The organism is Burkholderia sp. AU33423 (genome assembly GCF_002223135.1).
GTDB classification, from domain to species: Bacteria; Pseudomonadota; Gammaproteobacteria; order Burkholderiales; family Burkholderiaceae; genus Burkholderia; species Burkholderia lata_D.
Window position 1 is genome coordinate 213,357 of record NZ_NKFH01000009.1, and the last position, 15,290, is coordinate 228,646.

Annotated in this window: 14 protein-coding genes and 1 pseudogene; 8 read left to right on the forward strand and 7 right to left on the reverse strand. The window is 66.3% G+C overall.

Annotated features, from left to right (window positions below):
• Positions 1-284 precede the first annotated feature (284 nt).
• The 3 genes and pseudogenes from CFB50_RS34130 to CFB50_RS40340 form a co-directional block, all read left to right on the forward strand.
• Positions 285-743 (forward strand): (2Fe-2S)-binding protein, encoded by a 459-nt coding sequence (locus CFB50_RS34130; protein ID WP_069249748.1) that lies wholly within the window; start codon positions 285-287, stop codon positions 741-743.
• Between the two features lie 21 nt (positions 744-764).
• Positions 765-3,257 carry a xanthine dehydrogenase family protein molybdopterin-binding subunit gene (locus CFB50_RS34135; protein ID WP_089448856.1) on the forward strand — a complete coding sequence of 831 codons (2,493 nt, stop codon included), beginning with the start codon at positions 765-767 and terminating at the stop codon, positions 3,255-3,257.
• Between the two features lie 19 nt (positions 3,258-3,276).
• A pseudogene (locus CFB50_RS40340) lies at positions 3,277-3,501 on the forward strand (short chain dehydrogenase); the annotation flags it as partial.
• On the opposite strand, the gene CFB50_RS34145 reads toward CFB50_RS40340, so the two are convergent.
• A complete protein-coding gene (locus CFB50_RS34145; RefSeq protein WP_089448857.1) occupies positions 3,495-4,901 on the reverse strand; it encodes an MFS transporter in 1,407 nt (468 codons plus the stop codon). The pseudogene CFB50_RS40340 and the gene CFB50_RS34145 sit on opposite strands and share 7 nt — an antisense overlap.
• A 96-nt stretch (positions 4,902-4,997) precedes the next feature.
• Here CFB50_RS34145 and CFB50_RS34150 point away from each other — a divergent pair, with 96 nt between their 5' ends.
• The gene (locus tag CFB50_RS34150) at positions 4,998-5,879 is read left to right on the forward strand and encodes a LysR family transcriptional regulator (protein WP_089448858.1); all 882 of its coding nucleotides are present in this window, start codon (positions 4,998-5,000) and stop codon (positions 5,877-5,879) included.
• A 31-nt stretch (positions 5,880-5,910) separates the two neighbouring features.
• Here CFB50_RS34150 and CFB50_RS34155 read toward each other — a convergent pair whose 3' ends face one another.
• Both CFB50_RS34155 and CFB50_RS34160 read right to left on the reverse strand, forming a co-directional pair.
• The gene (locus tag CFB50_RS34155; RefSeq protein WP_144020739.1) at positions 5,911-6,759 is read right to left on the reverse strand and encodes a putative type VI secretion system effector; all 849 of its coding nucleotides are present in this window, start codon (positions 6,757-6,759) and stop codon (positions 5,911-5,913) included.
• 144 nt (positions 6,760-6,903) lie between these two features.
• Positions 6,904-7,827: a LysR family transcriptional regulator gene (locus CFB50_RS34160; RefSeq protein ID WP_089448860.1), complete on the reverse strand. Its 924-nt coding sequence runs from the start codon at positions 7,825-7,827 to the stop codon at positions 6,904-6,906.
• A gap of 67 nt (positions 7,828-7,894) precedes the next feature.
• On the opposite strand from CFB50_RS34160, the gene CFB50_RS34165 reads away from it, so the two are divergent.
• Positions 7,895-8,512, forward strand: coding sequence for a LysE family translocator (locus CFB50_RS34165; RefSeq protein WP_089434031.1), 618 nt, complete (start codon positions 7,895-7,897; stop codon positions 8,510-8,512).
• 77 nt (positions 8,513-8,589) lie between these two features.
• On the opposite strand, the gene CFB50_RS34170 is transcribed toward CFB50_RS34165, so the two are convergent.
• Entirely contained in the window at positions 8,590-9,222 is a 633-nt protein-coding gene (locus CFB50_RS34170) for an FMN-dependent NADH-azoreductase (RefSeq protein WP_089448861.1), read from the reverse strand.
• A 132-nt stretch (positions 9,223-9,354) separates the two neighbouring features.
• Here CFB50_RS34170 and CFB50_RS34175 point away from each other — a divergent pair, with 132 nt between their 5' ends.
• A complete protein-coding gene (locus CFB50_RS34175; protein ID WP_089448862.1) occupies positions 9,355-10,233 on the forward strand; it encodes a LysR substrate-binding domain-containing protein in 879 nt (292 codons plus the stop codon).
• 116 nt (positions 10,234-10,349) lie between these two features.
• On the opposite strand, the gene CFB50_RS34180 is transcribed toward CFB50_RS34175, so the two are convergent.
• Entirely contained in the window at positions 10,350-11,825 is a 1,476-nt protein-coding gene (locus tag CFB50_RS34180; protein ID WP_089448863.1) for a coniferyl aldehyde dehydrogenase, read from the reverse strand.
• A gap of 99 nt (positions 11,826-11,924) precedes the next feature.
• Between CFB50_RS34180 and CFB50_RS34185 the strand changes: the two genes are divergently transcribed.
• A complete protein-coding gene (locus CFB50_RS34185) occupies positions 11,925-12,578 on the forward strand; it encodes a TetR/AcrR family transcriptional regulator (protein WP_069249754.1) in 654 nt (217 codons plus the stop codon).
• Between the two features lie 131 nt (positions 12,579-12,709).
• A complete protein-coding gene (locus CFB50_RS34190; protein WP_089449054.1) occupies positions 12,710-13,393 on the forward strand; it encodes a type 1 glutamine amidotransferase domain-containing protein in 684 nt (227 codons plus the stop codon).
• A gap of 20 nt (positions 13,394-13,413) precedes the next feature.
• On the opposite strand, the gene CFB50_RS34195 is transcribed toward CFB50_RS34190, so the two are convergent.
• Together CFB50_RS34195 and CFB50_RS34200 are read right to left on the reverse strand one after the other, a co-directional pair.
• Complete coding sequence (locus CFB50_RS34195; protein WP_089449055.1) at positions 13,414-13,905, reverse strand: MerR family transcriptional regulator; 492 nt, start codon at positions 13,903-13,905, stop codon at positions 13,414-13,416.
• Between the two features lie 129 nt (positions 13,906-14,034).
• The gene (locus CFB50_RS34200; protein WP_089448864.1) at positions 14,035-15,279 is read right to left on the reverse strand and encodes a saccharopine dehydrogenase family protein; all 1,245 of its coding nucleotides are present in this window, start codon (positions 15,277-15,279) and stop codon (positions 14,035-14,037) included.
• Between the last annotated feature and the right edge of the window lie 11 nt (positions 15,280-15,290).

Below are 15,290 nucleotides of genomic sequence, written 5' to 3' on the forward strand. Positions count from 1 at the left end.
CCCCGCATTGATCGCGAGTCAAATATAGGCTCGACTCGCAAACGTTTTCCATGGGGCCTGCAAGTTTTTGTCAAAACTCAACATTCTTTCTGAGACATTCGCACATTTGTATACCGGCTGTAAATTTTATATTTTAACCAACCAGCCAAAATCATTAAGAAAGGCAAAAAATCCGATTTTCGAGATGCTGAATTATTCTCGAATCTGCTTTAATTGGTTCACATCCGTCGCATTGCGGTTTTGTCTCGCGAACGATAACGCGGTGTCCAAGGGAGAACTTCACGATGGTGACGTTGAACATCAACAACCGGTCGGCGGAGATCGATGCCGATCCGTCGACGCCGGTGCTCTGGGTGCTGCGCGACAACCTCGGCCTGACCGGCACCAAGTTCGGCTGCGGCACCGGCGACTGCGGGGCGTGTACCGTGCACGTCGACGGCCGGCCCGTGCCTAGCTGCACGCTCGCGCTGTCGTCGGTGGGAAGTGCGCGCATCACGACGTCCGAACACCTCGCCGACGATGCAATCGGCAAGGCCGTCCTCGACGCCTGGGTCCGCCACGACGTCGCGCAATGCGGCTATTGCCAGAGCGGCCAGATGATGAGTGCGGCAGGGCTGCTGCGCGGCAACAAGGCGCCGACCGATGCCGACATCGATCGCGCGATGGCCGGCAACCTGTGCCGTTGCGCCACCTACCAGCGCATCCGCGCCGCGATTCATGATGCGGCCAGCGCACTTGCCTGAGACCGCCGGGAGACTGTGATCATGCGTATCCGCACTGCCGGGCGCCCGGCGAACACCGACGCCCCTGCCCCCGACGCTTCGACCGTCACCGGAGCCGGTTCTCCGGTGCTCGGCCGGCGCGGCTTCCTGAAACTCACGATGGCGGCGAGCAGCTGCCTCGCGCTCGGCATCAAGCCGACGCGCGCCGGCGTCGAAGCCGGCATGACGCTTCGGGCCTCGGCTCCTCAAGCATTCCTGATCATCGCGCCGGACAACACGGTGACGGTGGCCGTCAACCGGACCGAGTCCGGCCAGGGCGTCAGCACCGCGCTGCCGATGGCGCTGGCCGACGAACTCGATGCCGACTGGCGCAACGTGCGCACCGTGCTCGCGCCGGCCGGCGAACCGTACAAGGATCCGGTGACCGGGATCCAGATGACGGGCGGCTCGACGTCGATCAACCATTCGTTTACGCAATACCGCGAACTCGGCGCGTCCGCGCGCGCGATGCTCGTCGCCGCGGCCGCCCGGCGCTGGAACGTCGATCCGGCCACGTGCCGGACCGCGCAGGGCGTCGTGACGTCCGGCAGCCACACCGCGACCTACGGCGAACTCGCGCAGGACGCGATGACGATGCCGGTGCCGCGGCACGTGCCGCTGAAGTCGCCCGACCAGTTCCGCATCATCGGCAAGCCGACCCCGCGCGTCGAATCGCGCGCCGTGCTCGACGGGACGCTCAAGTACGGGATGGACTGGCGCCTGCCGGACATGATGGTGGCCGTGGTCGCACGCCCGCCGCGCTTCGGCGGACAGGTTGCGAGCTACAACGCGGCGGCGGCCCGCGCCGTCAAGGGCGTGGTCGAGGTCGTCGAAATCCCGACCGATCGCGGCGGCACCGGCGTGGCCGTGATCGCGAACGGCTACTGGCCTGCCAGGCTCGGTCGCGACGCGCTGCAGGTCACGTGGAAGGACACCGGTTCGACCGTCACGTCCGCCGACCAGATGCAGGCATACAAGCAGCTCGCCGGCACGCCCGGCACCGTGGTGCGCACGGCCGATGCCGGCAACGCACCGCCGGCGGCGACGCGAATCCAGCAGGACTACGAATTTCCGTATCTTGCTCATGCGCCGATGGAACCGCTCAGTTGCACGGTCGACGTCGGCCCGCCGAGCTGCGCGTGCGGGATCAAGATCTGGGGCGGTTCGTCGATGCAGACGACCGATCGCGCCGCGGTCGCGAAGGCACTCGGTATCGCGCCCGAGAAAGTCCAGATCTTCACGATGATGTCGGGCGGTGACTACGGCCGGCGCTCGACGCCCACGTCGGACTACGTGGTCGAAGCCGCCCATGTGTCCGCCGCGTACCTCGCGGCCGGCCACCTGGGCCCGGTCAAGACGATCTGGACGCGCGAGGACGATCTGCGCGGCGGCTATTACCGCCCGATGGTGCTGCATCGTGTCGACATCGGTGTCGACGGCAGCGGCGCGGTGCGGGACTGGCAGCACGTCGTCGTCGGCCAGTCGGTGCTGAAGGGTTCGCCGCTCGAGCGCACGACGATTCGCAAAAGCGGCACCGATCCCGACCTCACCGAAGGCGTGGCGAACAGCCCGTACGGTTTCCCGATGCAGGTCTCGGTCCATCAGCCGGACGTCGACGTGCCGGTCCAGTCATGGCGCTCGGGCGGCAATACGCATACGGCGTTCGTGATGGAGACGCTCGTCGACGAACTCGCGCACGCGGCCCGCCAGGATCCGGTCGCGTACCGGATGGCGCGGCTGGCCGGCCCCGAGCACGCGCGCCATCGCCAGGCGCTCGCACTGGCCGTCGACAAGTCGGGCTACGGCGCGCGCACGCTGCCCGCCGGGCACGCGTGGGGCGTCGCCATGCACGAAACCGCCGGCACGGTCGTCGCCTATGTGACCGAGGTGTCGATCGAAGCCCAGAAGCCCCGCGTGCACCGCGTGACGGCCGGCGTGCATGCCGGCCGCATCGTGAACCCGACCGGCGCGGAAGCGCAGATCCAGGGCGGTGCGCTGTTCGGCCTCGCGACGACCAAGCCGGGTTTCGCGATCGACGTCGAGCATGGTGCGGCCCGCAACGCCGGCTTCGCCGACTACTCGCCGGTGCGGATGCAGGAAGCGGCGCCGGTGGACGTGTTCTTCGTCCCGTCGGACGCGCATCCGACCGGCTTGAGCGAGGCCGGCGTGCCGCCGATCGCACCGGCGGTCGCCAACGGCGCGTTCGTCCTGACCGGCGAGCGGATGCGCGCGTTGCCGTTCGCGCCGATGCTGGTCGCGTCGACCGCGCCCGCACTGCCTGCCGCGGCGGCAACGGCCGAAGACGATCCGTACGCCGACCTGCCGGCCGGCGGTTGCCGGATGCCGCACAAGGCGAAGACGGCCGCCTTGAAGCCGAAGGTCAGTCAAAGCCAGGCTGGCGTCGGGCAAGCCAGCCCGGTGCCCAAATTTCTCCGTCCCAAGCGGAAAGCAGGCATCCCGTGCATCGACGATCTCAAGAAGCCAACGACGACCTGATGCCCGTTGCCGGTTTGGCGCGCCGAATGCCGGGATTGAAGGATGCGTGCGCGCGGCCGCGTGCGACTTCCCACGTGGCATCCGGATCAACGCCGTGAGCCCGACCGTACCGACCGAATCCGTGGACAGGTTCGGTCGGTTTTTCCCCGGCTGCGAAAGTGCGCCGGCGGCACGTGTGGCAATGGCCTGTCGACGCAGCGTGGAAGGCGTGCATGGCGGCCGCGTTTATCGGGTAGGTCACTGACGTTGAGGGTTCGTCCCGCGAACCGGAATCCCGCGCGCCCCTGCCTGCTCCAGATTCCGCCAGGCCATCACCGCCCCCGCCACCAGCAACAGAACCGAAACGATCAACGCCCGCTCCATCCCATGGACGAACGCCACGCCCCCTGCCTCACGAACGAAGAAGCCAAACAACGCGACGCCCATCACGCCGCCCACCTGTCGCGCCGTATTCAACAACCCCGACGCCACGCCTGACTGCGCGCCGCTCACCGCCGCGAGCGCCGCGTCCATGATGGTCGGTATCGTCAACGCAATGCCACTGCCTGCAAGCAGCATCGGTATCGCAAGCAACCCGTTGGATTGCGCAGCAATTGCCGGCCACATCGCCAGATAACCGAGCGCTGAAATCGACAACCCGGCCGTCGCCAGCATGCGCGCGCCCAGCCTGCCGGTCAGCCTTCCGGCGACGATGCTCATGATCATCAGCACCCCCATCATCGGCAGAAACGCGACACCCGCGCGCACGGGCGTCATATGCCAGACCGACTGAAACAGCAGGCTCAACGTAAAGACGATGCCGTAGAAGACCAGGTTCGCGATCGCGCCGATCACGATCGCGCTGCGGACGATCCGGTCCTGCCACAACCCGGCCGGCAGCATCGCGTCCGGATTGCGCGCTTCCAGCCGGACGAACGCGATGCCCAACGCAACGCATAACGCGAACGCACTCACGATGACCGGACTGCGCCACCCCAGCGCACTGATCTCGGTCGACGCGAACGTGAGCGCCGCCAGCGCCAACGCACCGGTCAGTTGCGCGGGAAGATCGAGGCGCCTGCCGCCCTGCGTTTTCGTGTCGGGCGCAAACCGCCAGGTCATCCAGATACCGGCGATGCCGACCGGCACGTTGACCAGGAAAATGCTGCGCCAGCCGACTACGGCGATGAGCAACCCGCCGGCCAGCGGCCCGGCTGCCAACGCAATGCCGCCGCCGGCGCCCCACCAGCCGATCGCGCGGCTACGCGCTGCCGCGTCGTCGAATGCGAGACGCAGCACGGCGAGCGAGTTCGGCACCAGCAGCGCGGCGCCTATCCCCTGAACGAGACGCCAGGCAATCAACGCGCCGATGGCATGCGCGATGCCGCAACCGATCGACGACAGCGTGAAGATCGCGTAACCGGCAATGAACACGCGCTTTGCACCCAGCCGGTCGCCGAGCGCACCCGCCATCAGCAGGGTCGCCGCGAACACGAGCGCATACGCGTTGACGACCCATTGCAGGTCGGTGAGCACTGCGCCAAACGCCGTTCGCAACGCATCGAGCGCCACGTTGACGACGCTGACGTCGATCAAGACGACCGCATAACCGAGGCACGCCGCCGTTTGAACCAGCCGCGGGTGATGGGTGGATGATGTCTGCATCGGCAATCCTTCGCATTCGGAGGATTGAAGCGTAGAGGATCGCCTTCTGTGCGAATATTCCGCAAAACGGCACAGCAACCTGGAGAAAATGCACCGATGTTCGACTGGGAAAACCTGCGTTACTTCATTGCCGTCGCTCAAGCCGGGAGTCTTTCCGCGGCCGCCAGGCGGTTGAATGTCGATCATGCGACAGTCAGCCGTCGCCTGGCTGCACTCGAATCCGAATTGAAGATGCGCGTGATCGACAGGTTGCCGCGCGCGTGCCGGCCGACCGCCGCCGGCCGGCAGATTCTCGAGTTCGCCGGAAAAATGGAGGAACACGCATTTGCGATCGAGCGCCTCGCGCTCACGGAACACCTGCCGATGCACGGCACCGTGACGATCAGCGTGCCGCCCGTGCTCGCCAACAATTTCTTCGCGAATCACCTGTATGCGTTCGCGCAATTGCATCCGGGCATTCGGCTGTCGATGGCCAGCCAGGCGCAAAGCGTATCGCTCGCCCGTCGTGAAGCGGATATCGCCGTGCGCCTGTTCCGCCCCGAGGAGCCGCAAAACGTGACGCGCAAGCTGGGCGAGATGGCTTTCGGGCTCTATGCGAGTCGCGACTATGCGCACGCGTCGACGCCTGACGATTGGGCCTTCATCTGCTACGACGCGCAATTCGCGGAAATGCCGCATCAGAAGTGGCTCGAGTCGATCGCTCGGGGTCGCCGCATCGCATGCGAAGTCAGCGACATCACGACGCAGCAGGTCGCGGCCCGCACGGGCATCGGCGTAGCGGGCCTGCCCGTGTTCATGGGCGACAGCGATCCCGGGTTGCAGCGCCTGCCGTTCGACGGGGAACCGTACGCCCGCGACATCTGGCTGGTCGTGCACGCCGATCTCAGGCATTCGCCGTCGATTCGCGCGGCGATCGACTTCATCGCTGACGTGACGGGCAGGACCTTCGCACCGCACGGGCCGTCCGGGCAGTCGTGACGGCCGTCACGGCAGCCCGCGATTCACGATATCAGGCTTGCCGCGCGGGTTCGTACCTGAAGTAGCACAGGTTGAAATACCAGTAAGGATGGGCGGTCGGAAGATCCGCGCTCGGCCGCGCCCGGTTCGGCCATCGAGAGACCTTTTGCAAATTGAAATTCGGCGGATCGGGCCAGCCGAATGCGTGGAAGATGCGCTCGGCCAGTTCATCTTCGATGCTGTTGCGGAACTTCCATTTCCCCAGGAAGTGAACGAGCATCATGACGAAGGCACCCGCGAAGAGTGCTCCGCCCAGCATGATCGCAAAGTCTCCGATACCGCCTTCCCCACGAATGAAATTGATCCCCAGGAAGACGGCCATGATCGACTCCACGAACACGAAGAACCCCAGCGTGCCTTTCCGTTCGAATCGGCCACGCGCCTTCGTCCCCATGACCGCATTCGGGTAGATCGCGACCACGGCGTCCGAATCGCGCTGGACCGCATAGGCGAAATAGCGGTTCTCGCCGATTTTTTCCGCCACGACCTTGACCAGGTCGCCACGGTGCATCGGCATCATCCACAGCACGCCGTGGAAATGATTTCCGCCCATCTCGAACGCCACCCAGTCCGCTTCGTCTTTCCAGCTCGATGCGTCGGTCGCATCGACCATGACCTGCGCCTGGGCTCCCATGTCCATCAACGTCGCGGCAACCGCGGTCGCACCCACGACGCCCGCTGGCGGCGGGGGAAAACGAGACGGGGCAGCCGCGCGCTTTTTCGACACACGGGTTAACGTGCCGTGCAACAGAACCAGGTTGTCCTTCCACCCCGGTGGCTGGCTTTCCGGCTCCCCGGCCTCGCGCCGGGCCGCGATCAACGCCTGCAACTCGTCTTCCATCCGTCGCTCCCTGAAGTGAGGATCCGTCCGCCCGTCCATCGTGGCACTTCGTCGGCGCACGCGCGTTGAAATTGTGCCATTGCGTGATCGGTGCCAACGTCGTTTTACGTCACGCCTGAATGGCCATTCAACCGTGCCGCTCCATCAAACCACCGCCCTCAACCACCCCAGCACATCCCCCTGCGCACTCCCCGCCACCACCGGTTCCGGCGTCAACAAGCAGTAATGCGAGCCATCCTCGACGAACCCCATCGGCGCGACGAGCACACCGCTTTCGATGTCATCGCGAACGAGATGCCACGGGCCGATCGCGACACCGAGCCCCGCGACGGCCGCCTGCAGACTGAAATAGAAATGGTCGAACGTCTGCCCGCGCCCGCCCGCGGCCGGCTGATTCGCCGCCACCGCCCATTCCTTCCACGCGTCCGGCCGTGTCCGCGTGTGCAGTCGCGGCACATCCGCCTTCAACGAACGACTGCCACGACGCGCGGAAAACCACGCATCGACCTTATCCGGCCGGCAGACCGGCCCCACCTGCTCCGCGAACAGCCGCTCCGCGTGGCAATCCGCCGGCCACGCAAAGTCATTGCGTCGAATCGCCATGTCGATGCCGCTGTCGAATGAAAACGGACCGCCCGCGGCAGCCAGGTGAATGTCGACGCCCGCATGCCGCGCCTGAAAATCCGGCCAGCGCGGAATCAGCCAGCGCATCAGCAGCGTCGGTTCGCACGACAGGACCCAGCGCCGCGCCCGGGCGGCCTCGGTACGCAATTCCTGCGCGGCGTGACGCATCAGCCCCAGCCCGTCGTGGACGGCCTGCGCCAGCTTGCGGCCCGCATCGGTCAGGAACACACGACGGCTGCGCCGCTGGAACAGCGCCACGCCCAGGTCGTCCTCGAGCAATCGCACCGCGCGGCTGACTGCACCATGAGTCAGGCACAGCTCGTCGGCAGCGCGGCTGAAATTCTCGTGACGCGCCGCCGCCTCGAAGCAACGCAACGCCATCAGCGATGGCAGGTTCGTGCGAACGGACTGTGAGTCAATCTCACCATTCTGGTCAGAAATCATCGCTTTTCCCGATGGAGCATGACCCATAAGATTGCGCCATCAAGCCATCAATCGCAAGGACAAGACGATGACCGAACTGATAGTTGTAGTCACCATCACGCTGCTGGCCGTGATCAGCCCGGGGCCGGACTTCGCGATGGTCACGCGCAACAGCCTGATGCTGTCGCGCCGCTCGGGCGTGCTCACCGCGCTGGGTATCGGGCTCGGCGTGACGGTGCACGTGAGCTACACGCTGCTGGGCGTCGGCCTGCTGATCCGCCAGTCGCTGTGGCTCTTCAATGCCGTCAAGCTGGTCGGCGCGATCTACCTGATCTACCTCGGCGTGAAGATGCTCATGACGAAGGCCGGCAACGGGCAGACGGATGCACCGGCCGCACCGCTATCCGACCTGGCCGCGCTGCGCACCGGCTTCCTGACCAATGCGCTGAACCCCAAGACCACGGTGTTCATCGTCAGCCTGTTCATGCAGGCCGTGCGGCCCGACACGCCGTTGATCGTGCAGATCGGCTACGGCGCGTTCATCGCCGTCGCGCATGCCGGCTGGTTCAGCCTGGTGGCCCTGTGCTTCTCCGCGACGGCCGTCCGCGATCGCCTGCTGGCGCTGCGGCACTGGATCGACCGCACCTTCGGCTGCCTGCTCGTGGGCTTCGGCGTCGCGCTTGCCATCGCGCGCGGCGGGCGCTGACTCGACACGGCGCGCCACGCGCCGATGCAACCGGCGGGCGCGCTTCGCTGGCGCGCCGGATGCGCCGCGGGTTCGCTTTAGAACGTGCGCGCGATCGTGCGGGCTTCGTCGATCGCGCGACTACGGTCGACCTCTCCGTCTGGACCGAACAGGGTGCGCTCGACCACGATCCCGGTGACGTCGTTCACGCCCACGAACTTGAGCCAGGTCTCCATGTACGGGCGCTGAAGATCGAATTCGGCAGCCGGCGTAAACGAGCCCGGCGACTGATAACCGAGCCCGCGCGCATAGATCACGGCCGCCTTTTTTCCGGTCAGCTTGCCGGCGAAACCGGCGCCGTCGAACGTGAACAGCACGTCCTTCTGCGAGATCGCATCGATCAGGTGCTTGAGTTTGTATGGAATGCTGAAATTCCACAGCGGCACGCCGAACAGGAACTTGTCCGCTTCGTGGAACGGTGCCGCGAGCTGCTCGATCCGTTGCCATGCCGCCGCCTGCGCCGGCGTCAACGCCTTGCCGCTCAGTCCCGCATATTTCGCGGCCAGCGCGGCTTCGTCGAATTCGGGTATCGCCAGATTCCAGATGTCGAGCTTCTGTATCGCGTGATCGGGATGGGCGTGCCGGTACGCATCGAGAAAGGCATTGCACACGTCGATGGATGCCGAGTAGTCCTTGTTGGGTGAGCCTTCGATATAGAGCACGCGTGTCATGAAACCGGTCCTTGCCTAAAGTGACGGCGGCGCGCGGGATGCGCGGTCGCCCACTGCACTTCGCAGCCTATCGGATCGACCTATAATCCGGAAACGATATGAATTGATCGAATTAACCCGAATTGGTGATCAATGAACCCACCCCTCGACACGTCACTACTTCATACGTTCGTCGCCATCGCCGACGTGCGTAGCTTTACCGGCGCAGGTCGCAAGCTGAATCTCAGCCAATCCGCAGTCAGCGCGCAGATCGCTCGTCTCGAGGAGCAGGTCGGCCGGGCGCTGCTCGCCCGCAATACGCGCAGCGTCACGCTCACCGAACATGGCCAGATGCTGCTCGGCTACGCGCGCGCGATGCTCAATCTGAGCGAGGAAGCGAGGACGAGGCTGGGCACCGGCAACGCAGTCGATGTCACGCTGCGGATCGGCGCATCGGAGGATGTCGCGGGCGGCTGGCTTCCCGACGTGATGCGCCGCCATGGCGCCGCGCGGCGCGGCTTGCGGCTGAATCTGACGGTCGACATCGGCGACAGCCTGTTTCAACGGCACGCAAACGGCGAATTCGATCTCGTGATCGGTAGCCGGTGCGCGCACACGGGCCAGGGCGCGACGTTGTGGCGAGAGCCGCTCGTCTGGGCGTTTGCGCGCCATGAGCCGCTGCCGGAAGGCGATGTGCCGCTCGCGTGCTTCCCCGATCCGTGCCCGTACCGGGGCGCGGCCATCAAGGCGCTCGCGCTGGCCGGCATGCGCTATTTCATCGCATGCGAAAGCCCGAGCGTCACGGGCATCCGCACGTTCGCTCGCGCCGGCATCGCGATCGCGCCGGTGCCGCGCAGCGCGATCGACGACACGCTCCGCGAGCTGGGCGTGTCCGAAGGCTTGCCGGCGCTGCCGGACATGGAATTCGTGATGATGCACGACGCGGGAATGCCGGCCGCCGTCGAATTCGCCGCGACGCTTGTCGATGAAACCGCCATTCGCAACGGGGCAGGCGTGCGCAACCGGCCCTAGCGGGCATCCTTCACGGTCGAGGTTCGATCCAGGCACTCACCCACACATCCGCCCTCGACTACGACGGCGCGCTGCTTGCGAAACAGTCGCGCGCCGGCTGCGGTGCGTCGCCGGTCTCAGCGCTTCGCGCTCAATCCCGCCCGCACGCCCGCCGGTTCCCGGCTGCGCCCGAGCAGCGCCGCCAGCGACAGATCCGCGAGCTTGCCGAACGGCGCACGCAGCAGGCTCGGCAGGTTCCAGCGCCCCAGCACGAACACGCCCTTGGCATGACTCATCGCGCGGAATCCCTCGATGCCGTGATACGCACCCATCCCGCTCGGACCGACGCCGCCGAATGGCAAGTCTTCCTGCGCGACATGCAGGAGCGTGTTGTTGATGCCGACGTTGCCCGACGTGGTGCGCTTGAGCAACGACTCGCAATCGCTGTCCTGCGCGCCGAAGTAATACAGCGCCAGCGGCCGCGGACGCGCATTCACGTAGTCGACGACTTCGTCGATCGTGCGATACGTGCGCACCGGCAGGATCGGCCCGAAGATCTCTTCCTGCATGACGGTCGTATCGTCGCCGGCCCCGACGATCAGCGTGGGCGCGAGCGTCCGCTTGCGGGTGGCCGCCTGCTGCGGGTTCACGCCCGCCTCGATCACGCGCGCGCCCTTGCTGCGCGCTTCGTCGACGAGACTTTTCAGGCGATCGTAGTGACGGTCGCTGACGATCGACGTGTAATCCGGGCTGGTCGGACCGTCCGGGTAGAAGCGTGCGACGGCCGCATCGTATTGCGCGACGAACGCGTCCAGGTCGTCTTCATGCACCAGCGCATAGTCGGGCGCGACGCAGGTCTGCCCGCCGTTCGACAGCTTGCCGAACACGATGCTGGACATCGTCCGGCCATCGACGTGCCCTCTCGCGACGATCGCCGGGCTCTTGCCGCCGAGTTCGAGCGTCACCGGCACCAGATTGTCGCTGGCCGCCTTCATGACCTTGCGGCCCACCTGCGTGCTGCCGGTAAACAGCAGGTGGTCGAACGGCAAGCCGCTGAAAGCGGCGCCGACTTCCGGGCCGCCGAGCACGACCGCGACTTCTTCGCTCGGGAAGGTTTCCGCGAGCATCCGGCGCATCACCTCGCTGGTGCGCGGCGTCAGTTCCGACGGCTTGAGCATCGCGCGGTTGCCCGCGGCCAGCGCGGTGGCCAGCGGAATGAACGTGAGCGCGAACGGGTAATTCCACGGCGCCATCACGCCGACGACACCCAGCGGCTGGTACTCCACGTGCGCGTGCCCGGCCCGGTAAAAGATCCCGACGTGCCGGCGCTGCGGCTTCGTGAAGCGGCGCAGGTTGCGCGTCAGGTAGTCGATCGCCTGGATCACGCCGACCAGTTCCATGATCGCGGTCTCGTGCCGCGAGCGATGCCCGAAATCGGCGCTGACCGCCTCCTCCACTTCGCTGCGATATGCGAGCACCACGGCGCGCAGCCGCGCGAGCCGGGCCTTGCGCTGCTGCACGCTCGGCGGCCCCTCGCTGACGAACGCGTCGCGCTGGCGGGCCAGCAACGCCGCCGGGTCGAAGCTCGAGCTGGATTCTGCGGAAACGGCCATGGTGCACCTCACGAGGTTGCGTCGATGTAGACACTGTCAACTTGCATGCGGCGGATCATAGGCTCACAATGTGTTCCCTGTCAACATAGGAGCAACGTGATGTCGTCGGATGGGGCTGCGGACGCCGGGCAAAAGGCTTATCACCACGGGGATCTGCGTCGCGCGATCATCGAAACGGCGCTCGACACGCTGCAGGAGCAACAGGGCTGGCAGTTCACGCTGCGCGAAATCGCGCGGCGCGCGAACGTCAGCCATTCGGCGCCGTACCGGCATTTCCCGGACAAGGCCGCGTTGCTGCACGAGCTCGCGCTGATCGGCTTCGATCGGCTGAACGAAGACCTCGCCGCGTCCGTCGATCCCGCAGCGGACGCACCGGACGTGCTGCGCGCGCTCGCTTACGCCCATCTCGCATTCGGGCAGCGCAACCCGGATCTCTATCGGCTGATGTTTGCCGCGGATGCCGGCGAACCCACGGACATCCATCTCGATCCGCGCGTGCAGGCGCCGTTCCTGCTGGTCGTCGACATCCTGGAACACGGGCAGCGCGCCGGCACGATCCGCCCGCGCCCGGCGCTCGGCCAGGCGACCGCCTGCTGGGCGCATCTGCATGGCCTGACGATGCTGGCGATCGACGGGCGGCTGGTGCGCGAGAAAGTCGGCGATCACGCGATCGAAGATGCGCTGACCACCTTGCTGGACGGTCTCGTGCTGCCTGCGAACCCCGCGCGGGCGGCGAAAACGAAAAGGCCTTGACCTTCAACTTTGCTTAAAGGTTATGGTTTGCCTCGGCAGCGTATCGAGGCCATGGGTATCGGTACTGCCATCCGACAATCCGGCGGCACGTCGACGACGTCCGCCCGTGGCCGATGAAAGGGAACCGCATCATGAGCAAGCGCATCCTTCACGTGGTCAGCAACGTCGCGCACTACGCCGATCCGTCGCAACCGACCGGCCTGTGGCTGTCCGAGCTGACCCATGCCCATCACATCTTCGCGACGCAAGGCTATGAGCAACGGCTGGTGAGCCCCAAGGGCGGCGTGTCGCCGCTCGAGCCGCGTTCGCTCAAATGGCCGCACGCCGACGCCGCCGCGAAGGCGTGGCGCGCCGACAAGGCCAATGAAGCGCTGCTGGCCACCACCGCGCGCCCCGACGAGATCGATCCGGCCGATTTCGATGCGATCTACTTCACCGGCGGCCATGCGGTGATGTGGGACTACCCGGACGATGCGGGGCTGCAGCGGCTCACGCGCGAGATCTACGAGCGCGGCGGTGTCGTGTCGTCGGTCTGCCACGGCTACTGCGGACTGCTGAACACGACGCTGTCGGACGGCTCGCTGCTGGTGGCCGGACGCCGGATCACCGGCTACTCGTGGGTCGAGGAAATCCTGGCCGGCGTCGCGAAGAAGGTGCCCTACAACGTCGAGGAGCAGATGCAGCAGCGTGGCGCGCGCTACGAGAAGGCGCTGCTGCCGTTCACGTCCTACGTCGTCGTCGACGGCCGGCTCGTGACCGGCCAGAATCCGCAATCGGCGAAGGCGACCGCGGAACAGGTCGTCGCGCTGCTGTGATGTGATGCGCCGGCGCCCGTCTAAGCGCGGGTCGGCCGGCGGCGCATAACCGCTTCGTCACGCTCGGCGGCGGCAGTCGTAGCCTCACCACCACCGCCCTCCGCCGCATTCCCCGGCGGGATGCGCGACAGCAATCGCTTCGCATGGGTTGCACAATCGACCGACTCCGGTTTCGCGGCGATGTCGGCGATCAGCGCCACGATCTGCGCCTTGCTTTGCGCCAACCGCGCCTCCAGCGCCTCGATGTCCCGCACCTTGCCGCACAGCGCGTCCAGCAACGAAGCGCAGGGCCACTGTGCGAGGTCGGCCGGCATCAGCGCGCGAATCTCGTCGAGACTGAAATCCGCCTTCTGCGCGGCCGTGATCAGGTCGAGCACCGTCACCGCTTCCTGCGGATACGTGCGATAGCCGTTCGCTTCGCGCTCGACGAGCGTCAACAGACCGATGCGTTCGTAAAAGCGAATGCGCGAAGGGGTAAGGCCCGTGCGTTCCGCCAGTTCCCCGATCTTCATGTTCCGATACTCCCCGGCCGGATCGCGTCCGGCCATCTGCCCCGTCGTGACTGTCTGTTGTCTCCTGATGTTGATTCGCAATCCGATCTTTATCGGCTTCCTGTCGCATGACGAGCGGACGACGCGCGCTCAAATCACCTCGAATCGCAACCCCGCATGGCGCACCAGGCGCTCGATGTAGCGCGCGTCGAACATCGTCGCGGGCGTCCAGAAGCCGCCGCCGCGGCCGGTCTTGACGCCGTCGCCGACGCAATCCAGCGCGAGACTGATCGCGGCCTGGCCGAGCATCTTGCCGGTGGAGCCGTAGCCGGGATCGCGGTCGCCGGTGACTTTCACGCGCAGGGCCTTCCCGTCGTCGGTGCGGCCGAAGAAGCGCAGATCGTAGCGGCCGGCCAGCTGCGCCGTGGCGCTCGGCCCCTCGCCGGGCTTCGGCAGCAGGAAACGCTCCATCAGGCCGCGCACCGGCTTGATGACGACACCCACCATGAACGCGCCGAGACCGGCCACCATCGTCACCGCGGTCAGGCGGCCCTTGAGGCCCGTGCCCGTCATCACCGCTTCGTCATACGTGAAGCGGCTGCCGTACGCGTTGCCGGCAAGCGCATTGGAGCGATGCACGACACGCTCGTTGATCGCCGCCATCACGAACGGCGCGATCCACGCGTCGAAGTCGCGATCGAATGCGGCGGATCGCACCGCATGCTGGCGGGCCGTGAAGCCATGCCCCTTCGGGCACAGCGAATAAGGATCGAGCAGTTCCCTGCGCAACGCGGGATCGGCCGCCGCTTCCCGGACGACGTTGATCACGCTCGCCACGGTGCCGCCCGACGCGCCGCCCTTCAGCGTTTTCACCCGCATCTTCACCTGCGCGGCCGGCACGCCCCACTGCTGCCGCGCCTGTTGCTGCAGGAAGAACACGCCCATGTCCGACGGCACCGAATCGAAGCCGCAGCAATGGACGATGCGCGCGCCGGATTGCCGGGCCGCGGGCTCGTACCTGTCGATCATCCGCTTGATCCATTGCGTCTCGCCGGTGAGGTCGCAGTAGTCGGTGCCGGTTTCCGCGCAGACCCTGACCAGCGGCTCCCCGTAAAGCGCATAGGGGCCGACGGTGGACACGACCACCCGCGTCTGCGCGCAGAGCGCGCGAAGCTGCGCGTCGTCGGCCGCGTCGGCGACGATGATCGGCACCGACTGCCCGGCCGCGCCCAGCGTATCCCTGACCTGCCTGAGCTTCGCTTCGGAGCGGCCGGCGATGGCCCAGCGCAGCGTCTCGCCCGCGCCGGACAGGTACTCGGACAGGTAGCGGACGAGGATCTGCCCGACGAAACTGGTGGCACCGAATACGACGAGATCGTGGGTCGGACGGGTCATGGGCGATTCCT

What these genes read in the sequence shown, in the direction of transcription:
- CFB50_RS34130 (WP_069249748.1), top strand. Translation starts at nt 285, where the DNA reads ATGGTGACGTTGAACATCAACAACCGGTCGGCGGAGATCGATGCCGAT.
- CFB50_RS34135 (WP_089448856.1), top strand. Translation starts at nt 765, where the DNA reads ATGCGTATCCGCACTGCCGGGCGCCCGGCGAACACCGACGCCCCTGCC.
- CFB50_RS34145 (WP_089448857.1), bottom strand. Translation starts at nt 4,901, where the DNA reads ATGCAGACATCATCCACCCATCACCCGCGGCTGGTTCAAACGGCGGCG.
- CFB50_RS34150 (WP_089448858.1), top strand. Translation starts at nt 4,998, where the DNA reads ATGTTCGACTGGGAAAACCTGCGTTACTTCATTGCCGTCGCTCAAGCC.
- CFB50_RS34155 (WP_144020739.1), bottom strand. Translation starts at nt 6,759, where the DNA reads ATGGAAGACGAGTTGCAGGCGTTGATCGCGGCCCGGCGCGAGGCCGGG.
- CFB50_RS34160 (WP_089448860.1), bottom strand. Translation starts at nt 7,827, where the DNA reads ATGATTTCTGACCAGAATGGTGAGATTGACTCACAGTCCGTTCGCACG.
- CFB50_RS34165 (WP_089434031.1), top strand. Translation starts at nt 7,895, where the DNA reads ATGACCGAACTGATAGTTGTAGTCACCATCACGCTGCTGGCCGTGATC.
- CFB50_RS34170 (WP_089448861.1), bottom strand. Translation starts at nt 9,222, where the DNA reads ATGACACGCGTGCTCTATATCGAAGGCTCACCCAACAAGGACTACTCG.
- CFB50_RS34175 (WP_089448862.1), top strand. Translation starts at nt 9,355, where the DNA reads ATGAACCCACCCCTCGACACGTCACTACTTCATACGTTCGTCGCCATC.
- CFB50_RS34180 (WP_089448863.1), bottom strand. Translation starts at nt 11,825, where the DNA reads ATGGCCGTTTCCGCAGAATCCAGCTCGAGCTTCGACCCGGCGGCGTTG.
- CFB50_RS34185 (WP_069249754.1), top strand. Translation starts at nt 11,925, where the DNA reads ATGTCGTCGGATGGGGCTGCGGACGCCGGGCAAAAGGCTTATCACCAC.
- CFB50_RS34190 (WP_089449054.1), top strand. Translation starts at nt 12,710, where the DNA reads ATGAGCAAGCGCATCCTTCACGTGGTCAGCAACGTCGCGCACTACGCC.
- CFB50_RS34195 (WP_089449055.1), bottom strand. Translation starts at nt 13,905, where the DNA reads ATGAAGATCGGGGAACTGGCGGAACGCACGGGCCTTACCCCTTCGCGC.
- CFB50_RS34200 (WP_089448864.1), bottom strand. Translation starts at nt 15,279, where the DNA reads ATGACCCGTCCGACCCACGATCTCGTCGTATTCGGTGCCACCAGTTTC.